This window comes from Bacteroidales bacterium (genome assembly GCA_031276035.1).
GTDB lineage: Bacteria > Bacteroidota > Bacteroidia > Bacteroidales > BM520 > RGIG7150.
Genome location: JAISNV010000025.1, coordinates 48421 through 62813, shown reverse-complemented (window position 1 = coordinate 62813; position 14393 = coordinate 48421). Strand labels below are relative to the sequence as shown.

Annotated in this window: 9 protein-coding genes; all 9 read left to right on the top strand. The window is 35.7% G+C overall.

Features of this window, described 5'->3' with window-relative positions; all coding sequences use genetic code 11:
* Positions 1-123 precede the first annotated feature (123 nt).
* The 9 genes from LBP67_06440 (at position 124) to LBP67_06400 (ending at position 14272) form a co-directional block, all read left to right on the top strand.
* Positions 124-1188 (top strand): efflux RND transporter periplasmic adaptor subunit, encoded by a 1065-nt coding sequence (locus tag LBP67_06440; GenBank protein ID MDR2084614.1) that lies wholly within the window; start codon positions 124-126, stop codon positions 1186-1188.
* A complete protein-coding gene (locus tag LBP67_06435; GenBank protein MDR2084613.1) occupies positions 1185-4334 on the top strand; it encodes an efflux RND transporter permease subunit in 3150 nt (1049 codons plus the stop codon). Before LBP67_06440 ends, LBP67_06435 begins: the two co-directional genes overlap by 4 nt.
* Positions 4335-4337: 3 nt before the next feature.
* A complete protein-coding gene (locus tag LBP67_06430) occupies positions 4338-5642 on the top strand; it encodes a TolC family protein (GenBank protein ID MDR2084612.1) in 1305 nt (434 codons plus the stop codon).
* Between the two features lie 229 nt (positions 5643-5871).
* Positions 5872-8382, top strand: a complete 2511-nt coding sequence (locus tag LBP67_06425; GenBank protein MDR2084611.1) for a DUF5686 and carboxypeptidase regulatory-like domain-containing protein — start codon at positions 5872-5874, stop codon at positions 8380-8382.
* A gap of 275 nt (positions 8383-8657) precedes the next feature.
* The gene (locus tag LBP67_06420) at positions 8658-9374 is read left to right on the top strand and encodes an NTP transferase domain-containing protein (GenBank protein ID MDR2084610.1); all 717 of its coding nucleotides are present in this window, start codon (positions 8658-8660) and stop codon (positions 9372-9374) included.
* Between the two features lie 5 nt (positions 9375-9379).
* The gene (locus LBP67_06415) at positions 9380-10231 is read left to right on the top strand and encodes a hypothetical protein (protein ID MDR2084609.1); all 852 of its coding nucleotides are present in this window, start codon (positions 9380-9382) and stop codon (positions 10229-10231) included.
* Positions 10232-10264: 33 nt separating this feature from the next.
* Positions 10265-11173, top strand: a complete 909-nt coding sequence (locus tag LBP67_06410; GenBank protein MDR2084608.1) for a CDP-alcohol phosphatidyltransferase family protein — start codon at positions 10265-10267, stop codon at positions 11171-11173.
* 11 nt (positions 11174-11184) lie between these two features.
* Positions 11185-12903 carry an HAD-IA family hydrolase gene (locus LBP67_06405; GenBank protein MDR2084607.1) on the top strand — a complete coding sequence of 573 codons (1719 nt, stop codon included), beginning with the start codon at positions 11185-11187 and terminating at the stop codon, positions 12901-12903.
* 46 nt (positions 12904-12949) lie between these two features.
* On the top strand, positions 12950-14272 hold the full coding sequence (locus LBP67_06400) for an inositol-3-phosphate synthase (GenBank protein MDR2084606.1): 1323 nt from the start codon (positions 12950-12952) through the stop codon (positions 14270-14272).
* Positions 14273-14393: the final 121 nt, after the last annotated feature.

Genomic DNA, 14393 nt, shown 5'->3' with positions numbered 1-14393 from the left:
AATGGTAGCCAGAATTTCACTCTTTTTGATTAATCCAAATACGGTTTCAAAGAACGGTTTGAAGGCTATGCCTTCATCTTTTTACTAAATCCACCTTCTATGAAGGTGGTTGTTTAATTTTAAATGATGATAAAGAAAATAATTTTAATGATGACTGCAATTATGCTTTTTGTTAGTTGCAAAAATGGAATCCAAGATGTACAAAAAGAAACAGTAAAGAATGTGAAAACTATTCATCCGGTTCGTATTGAAAGTACGCTTACCAAAACTTTGCCGGGTGTAGTGAAAGTTTCCGAGGAAATAAAGTTAGGCTTTAAAACAGCCGGACAGATTGCTAATGTGTATGTAAAAGAAGGAGATTATGTCAGGGAAGGCAGTATTATTGCCGAACTCGACAAAAAGGATTATTTACTTCAACTTGAGGCAAGTCGGATTCAGTATAACCAATTAAAATCGGAAGTCGAACGTATGAAAAAACTTCATGAAAGGAATAGCATATCGGGAAATGATTATGAAAAAGCTCTTGCGGGACTTGATGCTTTGGCAGTTCAAGTTCAGGCAAACAAGAATACAATTGATTATACGGTATTAAGAGCCCCGGCATCGGGCTATGTGCAGGCGGTAAACTTCGTGAAATCGGAAATGGTAAATACTGGAACGGCAGTTGTTACATTAATAGATGTATCTTTAGTAAAAGTTGAAACTGAGTTGCCAGCTTCATTGTTTATGCGACAAGGTGATTTCATAAGTTATTCATGCCGTACTAATCTACTTCCGGATAAAGATATTCCGTTAAATTTCATAGGAATAAATAAAAAATCAAACAGTAGTCAATTATATAAAATGAATTTTGTTCCGGAAAATAACAAATCAGAGCTTGCCCCGGGAATGAATGTCGAGGTTATAATTAGTATTAACGAAAGCCATGAAGATAATTCTTATACACTTCCAGCAAAGTCTATTTTCAGCGAAAAAGGTAAATCGTACGTATGGATTGTTGAAAATAATACGGCAAAACAAAGGGAAGTAATTATAGGTAGTGTGGATAATGCGGGGAGAGTAATTATTTTATCCGGCATATCCGAAAAAGATGAAGTGGTAGAAGCCGGAATAAGAGTTTTGGAGGAAAATGATAAGGTAAATATTATTTCAAAACCTTCCGCAACGAATAAAGGAGGACTTATATGAACCTTACCGAATATTTTTATAAACACCAAACGCAGTTCTGGGCGTTGTTGATAATGATAGTTTTCGGCGGAATATTTGCTTATTCTAAAATGCCGAAGTTGGAAGACCCTACGGTTTCCATTAAACAAACTATGGTAATGACCTATTATCCGGGTGCTTCTGCTCATGAAGTAGAGTTGGAAGTTACGGCTATATTAGAAGAAGAATTACAAACTTTAAGCAATATTTCATACATTTCTTCAACTTCTTCGGATAATGTTTCTATTATTACTATTTCTCTTGAATTATCTGTTCCTCCTAAGGAGATGGAGCAACGATGGGATATTTTGCGTAAGAAAGTGCAAATGGCCGCATTGAAATTGCCACAAGGCGCTATGCAGCCAATTGTGATAGATGATGTTAGCGATATTTACGGTATGTTTTATTATTTGACTGCCGACGGATATTCGTATTCTGAAATGCAAAAATATGCTGAAATGATTCGAAGAGAATTGCTAAAAGTAGATGGTGTAAAACGAGTTTCGTTTTTCGGCACGAGGGAAGAAGTTATAAATATATCTCTCGACCGCGAGATGCTTGCCCGAAATAGCATCTACCCTACTCAAATTATGAGCGGCATAAATGCACTCAGCCAGCCGGTAAATGCCGGATATTACTATACCGATGATGATGAAAGAATTAAGCTCGCTATAGACGGAAAAGTTCAGTCTGAGGAAGATTTGCGTGAAATGATAATTAATATGCCCGGCGGACAACAGGTAAAATTGGGTGATATTGCAACTGTAAGTAGAGAATATATTGAACCGCAAACAAATGGCTTCTGGGTTGATGGCGAGATAGCTATAGGAATATTGGTTTCGGCTGAACCGGGTGCCATAGTTCCTGATGTCGGAAAGCGTGCCGATAAATGTATGGAAGAGCTAAAGACCGACCTTCCTGCAGGATTTGTTTACGATAAAGTGTATTTTGAACCGGATAGAGTTTCTAATGCTATGAGTTCATTTTTATGGAATATTGTAGCTTCTGTTCTAATTGTGGTTGCTATAATCATGCTTGCCATGGGATTCAGAAGCGGTATTATAATAGGTATTGGGCTTGCTTTTACTGTACTTGGAACCTTTCCTATCATGTTGCTAGTTGGCGGCACATTACAGCGTATTTCGCTGGGAGCATTCATAGTCGCAATGGGAATGTTGGTAGATAATGCAGTAGTAATAATGGATGGTATTTTGGTTGACAGGCAACGCGGAATGTCTCCGAAAAAATATCTTTTCCGCACTGCCAAGAATACAGCTATGCCCTTGCTTGGAGCTACACTGATTGCGATTTTTACTTTTCTTCCCGTTGGGCTTTCGCCTGATACCATTGGCGAGTATGCAAGTGATCTGTTCTTTGTGTTGGCGATATCTCTTTTAGTGAGTTGGGTGCTTGCGCTTACACAAGTTCCGATATTTGCAAGTAAGATGTTGCCTGCCCGTTATTCTGAAAGAAAATCGAAACGCAAAAAATCAAATTCCAATGGTGAATCTTCAATACATGGATTTATACGCAAAGCTCTTAATTTTTTTATGACAAGGAAACTGACAACTCTCTTTCTAAGTTTAGCACTTATTGTAATGTCAATTTTCGGATTCAGATTTATAAAAATAAAATTCTTTCCAGATTTTGATTACAATCAATTGTATGTTGAATATACATTGCCACCTCAAACAAGCTCCGAGCGCGTAAAACATGATTTATTAGAAATTACCGAAAAGTTATTCGAATACGATGAAATTGCTAAAGTTGCAGTAAGCCAAGGACAAACTCCGGGACGATACTCTTTAGCGCGTGCAATAAATTCTGGTGGTGATAATTATGGGGAACTTATCCTTAATTTCGGTGATTACAAAGATGCATACCGTATGTTGCCGGAAATACAACAAAGACTTCGCAATGAATATCCCGATGCATATATCCGCATTCGGAAATTCTCACTTTCCGTCAATGCAAGCCATCCTGTAGAAGTTATGTTTACCGGACCCGATCCTGCGGTACTTCGTAATTTATCGGCACAAGCTCAGGAAATCATGAGGAATTCTTCAGAAATAGATGCTTACTCGGTTTGTGACAATTGGAAAGAACCAACGAAAACTATCTATGCTCAATATGCAGAACAACAGGCAAAAAGTGCGGGCATTGGCCGTGAGGATATGGCTAAGGCTCTTCAGGCTTCTTCTCAAGGACTTCCCGCCGGAATGATTTATGACGCAGACAAAAGGCTAATTATTTATCTAAAAATCACGGATAATGAAGGTAATCGTATGACAGACTTGGAAGACATTCCCGTTTGGAGTATGGTTCCTAATGTAGCTGTCGATGATATAAATATTGCTGGTCTGATACAAGGTACAGTTTCCACCGATGAATTAACCAATGACATATTCAGAGCAGTTCCTCTTAGTCAAGCAACATACGGAGTTCAAGTAGGTTGGAACGAATCCATTATTTACCGTTACGGCGGACAACGTGCAATTGAAGCTCAATGCGATCCAATCTTGACTTCAACACCTACAGTAGCAAAAAATGCTATTAAAGAGCAAATTGAAGCAATTAACCTTCCTGCAGGTTATACTATGGAATGGACAGGAGAAGGTAAAACGCAAAGCACGGCAATTAACAATATTCTCGGTTATTTACCTTTAGTAATGCTAATTGTCTTAGGAATATTGCTTCTCTTATTCAATAGCGTAAAGAAAATGCTATTAATACTCTTCTGCTTACCTTTCGCAATCATCGGAGTTGTTATAACACTGATATTAACTAATACACCATTTACATTTATGGGCATTATCGGTGTTGTAGGATTAATAGGAATGCTGGTGAAAAATTCTATCGTTTTAGTTGATGAAGTCACAAGAATGACGAAAGAAGGTACGGAACCATATAAAGCTATTATTGAATCAACAATCAATCGTACCCGTCCGGTAATCATGGCATCTGCAACTACCATTCTCGGAATGTTACCGCTTATTACCGACCCGATGTACGGTAGTTTGGCGGTAGTAGTAATCGGCGGATTAACATTCGGCACAATTATTACACTAATTCTACTGCCGATATTTTATGCTCTTTTATTCAAAATAAGAAAACCTCAAAATAATTAAACAATGAAACGAATCATTTTAAGCATAATAATATTGCTTGCATACAACTTAGGACAAGCACAACAGTTGAATTTATCTTTATATCAATGCAGAGAAATGGCATTGGAAAATTCTGAAAATCTAAAGATTGCAATCTATCAGAATGAGCAGGCAGAAGCAGAAAAAAAGGTGGCGTGGTCAGGTTATTTTCCTAATATTTCCGCTTCGGCAATGTATAATTATTCCAAAGGTAAAATCGAAATCGCCGACAATTACATTTTTGCTCAAATGCCGCAGAATTTTGTAATGGATTTAGGAGAGGGTCCCGGTATGTATATGCTTGGCGCCAGTTTGCAACAACCGATTTATACTGGAGGGAAGGTAGTTTACGGTAATAAAATGGCTAATAAAGGCATTGAAATTTCCGAAGAGAATATTATTTTGTCGAGATCGGATGTAATTGCCGAAGCCGAAAAAGCGTACTGGCATTTCTTCCTTGTTAAGGATAAAATCAAGCTGATAGAGCAATATAATTTGCTCTTAGATTCTTTAAATCAAAATATTCTCGCATTTATCAATGCTGATATGGCAACTCAAAACGATCAACTTAAGATAACTTCCCGGCAGAGCAATATTCAATATGAAAAACAAAGAACGGAAACAATGCAGGAGATATGTCGCATGCAATTATGCAATATCATCGGAATTGATTTGAATACGGAAATTGTATTGACGGATAGTATAAATATTCCCAATATGGAGCCGTTCCTTAATATATATGATGTTACTCAACGCCCTGAATATAAGATTTTACAAAAACAGGTTGAAATGAAAGAAATAAATGTTAAGTTAGTGCGTGCTGATTATCTTCCGACTATAGGTTTGATGGCGGGTTATAATTATTTGGACGGGTTGAAATTCTCCGGCACGAAGCTTAGCATGAGTCTGCCTTCGGTAATGCTTTCGGCATCAATACCTATATTTAGTTTCGGACAAGGAAAGAATAAAATAAAAAGTGCCAAATTCGCTTATAATATTCAACAACAAGAACTTGAAAAAAATCGTAAGCTGATGGACATTGAAGCAAAAAATATCGAAAGAGGTTTGCAAGATGCATTTAAACTAATTTACACAGCAGAAATTGCGCTCGAACAATCGTCTGCTAATCTCGAATTGATCACAAATCGTTACGAACATCATTTCGCAACAATAATTGATGTATTGGATGCTCAAACTCAATGGCAAGAAGCATACAGTAACTTAATTGATGCACAAGTTAGTTATAAGATAAAGGAAATAGATTATCTAAAAGTATTTGGTAAATTATAATAAGCACAAAAACATTTCGATTAATATACCTGTGTTAAAAAAAGTTTAATCTCTTTTTATCAAAAGAAAATAGACAAAATTTTAAATATCTTTGCGCAATTTTTGACACTAAAAGTAAATAATGAACCTGAATATAACCATTGAGCAAAATAGAAATTTTGTTTCAACGAATTGTTTTTCAAAAATAACACCGGATTGCATTATTATATTTTTGCTACTTTTTATTACAATGCCAGTAAAAGCACATTCAAATGTGAAAACCAATGTTGAAGGAATAGTGGTTAATAGCATGACAGGGGAAGGTGTTCCTTTTGCCCATGTTGTTTTAAGACATTCCGATTCGTACGTTGGCACTACAACTGATTTCTCAGGACGTTTTTCCTTAGAAACTTATGAGGCATTGGATACGCTTGTCGTTTCGTGTATGGGATATGAAACATATCATACGAATATTATATTAGGTGAGAAAAATAATATCGCTATAAAGTTAACCGAAACCGTTATAACACTTGATGCAGTAACAATAACGTCTAAGAGAGAACGTTACACCAAGAAAGGCAATGAAGCGAATGAACTTATTGAACAAGCGATTGCTCAGAAATCACAAAACAGACTTGAAAACCTTGCTTACTATCAATACAAACAATACGATAACTTGGAAATTGCTATTTCAAATCTCGGAGATAGTATTGAAAATAGTAAATTGATGAAGAGGTATAACTTCATGGCTGAAAATATTGACACGGCAGCACTTACCGGAAAACGGATATTACCTTTTTATAAGACCGAAACTGTTGCCGAAACATTTTATCGAAAAAAACCGGAGTCTAAGAAGACCTTCATCGACGGATATAAATACGTTGAATTTACAAAATTCCTCAGCGCCGAAAGTATGGACATTATTATGCGGGATATCTTCGGCGAAATAAATATTTACGAGGATAATATCTTCTTTATGCAGAACCAGTTTATGTCGCCCCTATCTCCGCTGGCCCCTAACTTTTACAAATTCTATATAACAGATACCGTGTCCATTGAAGGCACAGATTGTATTCAAATCTTATATGCCCCGCGAAATTCTTCCGATTTCGGATTTATGGGCTATTTGTATTTAACTTCTGAAAATCAACAGTATGCTGTCAGACGGACGGAAATTCAATTGACAAAAAATACTCCTGTTAATTTTATAAAAGAAATTTTAATTAAGCAGGATTATGAGTTGGTTCAAGGAATTTGGACTATGACTGAATCTATAACGATGGTGGATTTTGCATTAGCAGGTGAAAATTTCGTTCCGCTTTACGGACAAAAGGAAATAACATATTCCGATTTTGTGTTTAACTTACCCCAAGATGACAAATATTATCTGGGCAGCGCGTTGATTGTCAGAACTGAAGGATATGATGAACGTAATGATGAATACTGGGAAGAAAATCGCACTAAAGCAACAGGCTCAACGAGAAGCACCTACGACTTTATTGAAAAATTGGAAGATGTGAAGGTTTACAGAGTTGTTAGAGATTTTATTACAACTATTGTCGGTGGGTATTACGCTGCTGGGCCCATAGATATTGGTCCTGTTGAAAATATGTTGAGTTTTAACAGTATTGAAGGCGCACGTTTTAGAATTGGCGGAAAAACAAACGGTAGAATGAGCCGGCGTTTCTTCATTGAAGCTTTTGGGGCTTACGGTTTAAGAGATAATGAGTTTAAATATAATTTTACCGGACATTATTCTTTCAACAAGAAAAAGAATCATCCTTGGGAGTTTCCTACAAACCTGTTGTCAATTAGTTATGAAAAGAATACGGATATACCCGGACAATCATTCCTTTACGGAACCGGTGACCGTCTTTTGATTTCTATCGGTAGAGGAAAAACCGAAAGAATGACTATGGATCGTCGCTTCAAGATTAATTACAAAATGGAAACAATTAATTATTTCAGCATGAATGTTAATTTCACTCATTTGCAACAATATCCGCTCGGACAGTTGAGCTTTGCAACTTATGACGGAAATGATTTCTCTCCTTATACAATCACATCATTCGGATTAAATTTGCGTTATGCTCCTAATGAAAAATTTATCCAATCGCAGCAAAATCGCTATCCGATAAATTTGACAGCTCCTGTTTTCGATTTAGGATACCAAGTCGGTATCGGTGGTTTTTTAGGTGGCGATTATACGTTCCATAAAATAACAGCTAAATTTCAAAAACGGTGGTATATATCCAGTTACGGATACTTTGATACTTATGTTGATGCCGGAAAAATACTAAATCAAGTGCCTTACCCATCTCTATTTATACATCATGCCAATCAAAGCTGGGCATTTCAGGATGAAGCATATAACAGCATGAGGTATTTTGAATTTGTGAGCGACCAATATATTAATTTACAAGTTACATATTGTATGAACGGATTTATTCTCAACCGTATTCCTTTGATAAAGAAGTTAAATTGGCGCGGATTGATTTCATTTAAAGCTTTATTCGGAAGTGTTTCAGACAAAAACATGCCCGATCCTGATACAAACCCTGGCTTGATGATTTTTCCTCACGATGCTGACGGCAATCCGACAACTTTTACTCTTAATGGTAAACCTTTCCTTGAAGGAAATATAGGTATCGAAAACATATTCAAAATTTTACGTATAGATCTGGTAAAGCGTTTCAACTACCTTGATAATCCTAATATAAGCGAATGGTCGTTGAGGTTTAGATTAAGGTTGGTATTTTGAGTTAAAAATCAAATATGAATTTAAAAATAAAAACATATAAATAAAATGATTAAATATAATAATACATGTAAAGTTAATTATTTCTTTTTCGATGATATATTATTGAGTTACAAGTTACCGAAAATGAGTTGTTTTAATAAAGCGATAAATGGCAAATTTTCATAACCACAACAAATTTCAATCCTACGATATGAAATATAAAACTATCCCTATAAATATGAAAATGCTAAAAAATAACTAACAACTTATCACTTTAACTCATAATTTTTAACTCCATGAATTACGCAATACTATCTGCCGGCACAGGCTCTCGTTTGAAAAGCGAAATGATAGAAGTTCCGAAGCCTTTAGTAAAAGTGGACGGAATACCTATGATTGAGAGATTATTATCTGTGTTTCTCGAGAATAATGCCGAAAAGATTTATGTTATCACAAATCTTCAACCGGAAACAATGGATTTTTTGAGAAAAAAACAAAGTAAAATGAAGAATAAATTGGAAATAATTTTCAAGGAAACTCCGAGTTCTGCTCATAGTTTCTACGAGTTATTTCCATATTTGTATGACAAAAGTTTTTGCTTAACAACAGTTGACACCATTTTTAATCCGGATGAATTTACATCTTATATTAAAGAATTTACTTCAGATAAAATGATTGACGGATTGTTGGCCGTAACTTCTTTTATCGATGATGAAAGTCCGCTCTACATTGAAACCGATGAGAACATGAATATTACAGGATTTCATGATCAGAATAACGGAAAGTGCAAATATATTTCCGGTGGAATTTATGCTTTCAACCCGTCAGTATCGCCTACAATAAAGAGAGCATCTGAAAAGGGAATTACGCGAATGCGGAATTTACAACGAGAGTTACTTGCAAACAATTTGAAATTAAAAGCTTACCCTTTTTCAAAAATATTGGATATAGACCATGCTGCAGATATTGAGAAAGGTAAAGAGTTTTTAGAAAAATTGAAAACTGAAAATTAAAAGTTATGAAAACAATTTTAGGCATAAGGCGTTCGCATCAATTTTCGCCGAATCATATAGGCAATGATAGCAAAATATTTAATATAACGGCAGCGGAGTTGGAGAAGAAGGGTTTTGCTGTCAGGCAAATGACTGAGGAAGAATTTTATTCGACGGATGATATACAAGACGATATTATATTTTCAATGATTAGAAGTATCGAAAATGTGAATAAACTAAAACAGCTCGAAGCGAATGGAATTAAGGTCATTAACTCCGGAAAAGGCATCGAAAATTGTTTCAGGGCAAATATGACTACCTTATTACTAAATAATGGTATTCCCTACCCTAAAAGCTATATTATATCTACGGAAGACAATCCGAAAGATGCTTTCGACGGATTGGGCTCAAAAAATATTTGGATAAAGCGGGGCGATTTCCATACTTTGCACAAAGAAGATATAGCTTTTTGTCGGCACTGTGAAGAAGGGGAAGAAATATTGAATGAATATGCCGTTCGCGGAATTCCTAATGCAGTTTTATCGGAACATTTGTGGGGCGACCTCGTAAAATTTTACGCTGTAAAGAATACCCCTTTCTTTTATTGGTTTTATCCTTTCGATGCAAACCATTTGATGTTTGGTGCACAAAAGCCGGAACACACTTCACATTTCGATTTTGACATATCGGAACTAAGAAGTATTGCTGAGAAAGCTGCTGCTGTTTTAGATGTTGATATTTACGGTGGCGATGCAATTATTTCGAAAGAAAATAAAATCCAACTTATTGATGTAAACGATTGGCCGAGTTTTGCGCCGTGCAGAAATGAAGCCGGAAAGCATATCGCGGATGCTATAAAATTAAAAGTTGCGAATTAAGAGTTATAACATTATTTTTTTAGTTAATATATTATGAAACAAGACATAAAATCTACGTACAAATCTTTGGATACTGAAGAACCGATAGATATTTATTTCTATCGGCCAATCGGATATTTCTGGGCGAAGATTGCTCGGAAATTACATATTACACCGAATATGATTACTATTGCCAGTATCTTTATTGGGGCGGCAGCCGGCATTCTGTTTTATTATCCTGATTTAATTCTAAATATAGTAGGAATGTTATTGCTCGTTCTTGCAAATTCTTTTGACAGTGCTGACGGGCAGCTTGCGCGCATGACAAACAATAAAACTCAACTTGGTCGCATTCTCGACGGATTAGCGGGAAATATTTGGTTTATTATCATTTATGTTGTTATTGCATTGCGAACTGTAAATCAAGGATTCTACGGTTTACCGAATTATTGGATTTGGATAATTGCAAGTATTGCCGGAGCCTTTCATATTCTACACGCAAATATTGCCGATTACTATCGCAATATTCATTTATATTTCCTCGAACACGGCAAAGGCGGAGAGTTTGATAATTCTAAAAAAATTAAAGCAGAACTAAAATCACTTACCTGGAAGAAGAATTTCTTTAAAAAAGTAACTCTGTTATTTTACTGGAATTACACTCACACACAAGAAATGATGACACCTAAATTTCAAAAGTTTATATCAAAAGTGCGTGAAAAATATCCCGACAACAATCTGCCGGAAGATCTTTGTAATGAGTTCAGAAAAGGAAGCAAACCTTTAATGAAATTTACCAATATATTGCAATTTAATACACGAGTAATTGTTTTGTTCATCTGCATATTCCTGAATATGCCTTTTCTTTATTTCTTTTTTGACTTGCTGATATTAACACCGCTAATGCTTTATATGATCCATAAACATGAAAAACTCTCTAAACAATTAATAAACAATTTTTAATTCTTAACGTTTTGGCAAAAAACTGGAAAATATTCTTATTCATCGCGGGAGTTCTTATTCTCGGTTATATGGTTTATGCCATTGGCGTTGATGTAATTTGGGAAAATGTTCTTAAAACGGGCTGGTGGTTTGTTCCTATCATCGGAATTTGGTTGATTGTGTATATTTTAAATGCGTTTGCATGGGATATTATAATGCGCGATAAGAATCTGCCGGTAAAGCGTCATCCAGCTTTTTTAAAAGTGTTGAAAGTTACAATCAGCGGATACGCAATCAACTACATTACTCCGGTAATTGCTTTAGGCGGGGAACCTTACAGAATACTTGAGATGAAAGAAGGGCTCGGAGTACGCAGGGCAACTTCTTCCGTGCTGTCTTATAGCATTATGCATATATTATCACATATTGTCTTTTGGATGTGCTCCATATTCCTCATTATTTTTTGGTTGAAACCTTCGACCGGGCTCATCATAGGTTGTATCATAACTTTTTGTATATTTGCTTTTTTATTATATATCATTTTTAAAGGATACAGAAAAGGTTTAGTTGAAAAAGTTTTTGCCATGCTAAGCAAGGTACCTTTTATCAAAAAACCGGTAAAACGTTTTGCAGAGAAAAATTTTGAATCATTTAATGAAATTGATCGCAATATAGTGAAATTGAGCACTGATCGTAAGCCTGCTTTCTATTCGGCACTTGGATTGGAGCTTTTGGCACGTATTGTTTCATGTTTTGAGTTGTTGTTTATTGCCAAAGCTGTTGGCATTGATATGGGACTGATTGATAGCATAGTTTTGTATTCCGGCTCTACACTTTTTGCTAACATTCTCTTCTTTTCCCCAATGCAATTGGGTACCCGTGAAGGAGGTTTGGCTTTAGTTCTGAAAATGATGGGATTTGCCGGTTCATTTGGGATTTATATGGGTTTAGTAATGCGTATTCGCGAATTATTCTGGATCGCTATCGGATTAGGTATTATGCGTATAAAAACTTTTTCTAAAAATAAAAAACATAAAAAGATGAATATAAAAGGAATTATTTTTGATTACGGCGGAACATTAGACACAAACGGCGTTCATTGGTTTGAGGTCTTTTACGACGCATATCAAAATGCAAAAGTAGATATCGACAAGGAAACTTTGCGTAAAGCTTATATCTTTGGCGAACGCGCTATGGAAAAAAATAGCGAAAAAATAAAATCTACTGATACCTTTTTTGATAATTTGAAAATGAAAGTAGAATATCAATTACAATATCTTAATGAGAACGATGGTATGTGCGCTGATTTTTCGCATTTAAAAAACGATATTGTTGATTGGTGCTATCGTTTGGCAAAAGAAAATATAATCAAAGCTACCGCAATACTAGCAAAATTAAAGGACAAATATTCTATTATTTTAGTTTCAAATTTTTATGGCAATCTAAATAGTGTTTTGAAAGATTTTAAGATTGACGGTTATTTCAATAATATTATAGAATCGAGTGTTGTAGGTATTCGCAAGCCTGATCCGGATATATTCCGCAAAGGCTTGGAAACACTTAAGTTAAAAGCCGGCGAAGTAGTTGTTATCGGCGATTCATACAAAAACGATATTGAGCCGGCACAATCGCTCGGCTGCATTACAGTATGGCTCAAAGGTATAGGTTGGGAGCCGGAAAACGATAGTAATAAAACTGCTGATTATGTGATCGGCAAGTTGGATGAAGTGCTTGCGTTAGTTGAAAATTAAGGATTAAAATTAACAATAATCCCGTAAGGGGTTACAAAATCATAAGATGATGGAAAAATTAAATGTGCAAAATCCGCAAGGACGCTTAGGTGTGCTCGTGGTAGGTTTAAACGGAGCCGTATCCTCTACTTTTATAGCAGGAACATATTCCGTAAGGAAAGGTTTGAGTCAACCGGTTGGCTCAATAACTCAAATGGCAACAATTCGTTTGGGACAGCGGAACGAAAACCGTTTTCCTAAAATCAAAGAGATTGTTCCATTGGCAAATCTTGATCAACTTGTTTTCGGAGGTTGGGATATTCAGGACGAGAATCTCTATGAATCTGTATTACGTAATGAAGTTCTTGTTCAAAAAGATGCTGACCCGATAAAGGATGAATTAGAAAAACTCCGCCCGATGAAAGCAGTTTTTGACCGGAATTATGTAAAGCGCCTTCATGGAACACACGTAAAATCAGCTCCTACAAAATGGGAGTTGATGGAACAGCTGCGTTCAGATATTCGTAATTTTAAAACAGAAAACAATTGTGATCGCATTGTGATGATTTGGTGCGGAAGTACTGAAGTTTTTATGGCTCCCAACGGCGAACATGATAGTTTGAAAAGTTTCGAGAAAGCGATGAAAGAAAACAGCGATGCAGTAGCTCCGAGCATGTTATATGCTTATGCCGCAATTGCCGAGAAAGTGACTTTCATTAATGGTGCTCCCAATCTTACCGTTGATTTTCCGGCAATGCTTCAGCATGCAGAAAACAACAATGTTCCTCTTTGCGGAAAAGATTTCAAAACAGGACAAACAATGATGAAAACTGTCTTAGCTCCGATGTTTAAAACTCGTATGTTGGGACTTAACGGTTGGTTTTCCACAAATATCTTGGGAAATCGCGACGGTGAAGTATTAGATGATCCGGGCTCATTCAAAACTAAAGAGGAAAGCAAACTCTCTGTTATTGACACTATTTTGCAACCGGAACTCTATCCGGAACTCTACGGCGATGTTTATCACAAAGTTCGCATAAACTATTATCCGCCTCGCAAAGATAATAAAGAAGGTTGGGATAATATTGATTTATTCGGTTGGATGGGTTATCCGATGCAGATAAAAGTTGATTTCCTTTGTCGCGACTCAATTCTTGCAGCTCCTCTATGTCTAGATTTGGTTCTTCTTTCCGACTTATCGCAACGATGCGGATTCTCCGGCATTCAACATTGGCTGTCATTCTATTTTAAGAGTCCTTTGCACAACAAAGACCAACAACCCGAACACGATTTATTCATTCAAAGTATAAAATTAAAAAACACTTTACGTATGATAATTAACGAAGACCCTATTGACTTCATTGATGAAAGTATTGAGCTTTTTAAATAATATTTTATTGAGCACATTATTACATATATTTTATGTAGTCAATTTGCGTCGTTATCAAATAAATTTATATCTTAATTAAATCTTGACAATGAAATTTTTTAACAAAAAAATATTTTTGATA

Coding starts and splice junctions, on each gene's coding strand:
- LBP67_06410 (MDR2084608.1), top strand. CDS start 10,265: ATGAAACAAGACATAAAATCTACGTACAAATCTTTGGATACTGAAGAA.
- LBP67_06440 (MDR2084614.1), top strand. CDS start 124: ATGATGATAAAGAAAATAATTTTAATGATGACTGCAATTATGCTTTTT.
- LBP67_06425 (MDR2084611.1), top strand. CDS start 5,872: ATGCCAGTAAAAGCACATTCAAATGTGAAAACCAATGTTGAAGGAATA.
- LBP67_06420 (MDR2084610.1), top strand. CDS start 8,658: ATGAATTACGCAATACTATCTGCCGGCACAGGCTCTCGTTTGAAAAGC.
- LBP67_06430 (MDR2084612.1), top strand. CDS start 4,338: ATGAAACGAATCATTTTAAGCATAATAATATTGCTTGCATACAACTTA.
- LBP67_06415 (MDR2084609.1), top strand. CDS start 9,380: ATGAAAACAATTTTAGGCATAAGGCGTTCGCATCAATTTTCGCCGAAT.
- LBP67_06400 (MDR2084606.1), top strand. CDS start 12,950: ATGATGGAAAAATTAAATGTGCAAAATCCGCAAGGACGCTTAGGTGTG.
- LBP67_06435 (MDR2084613.1), top strand. CDS start 1,185: ATGAACCTTACCGAATATTTTTATAAACACCAAACGCAGTTCTGGGCG.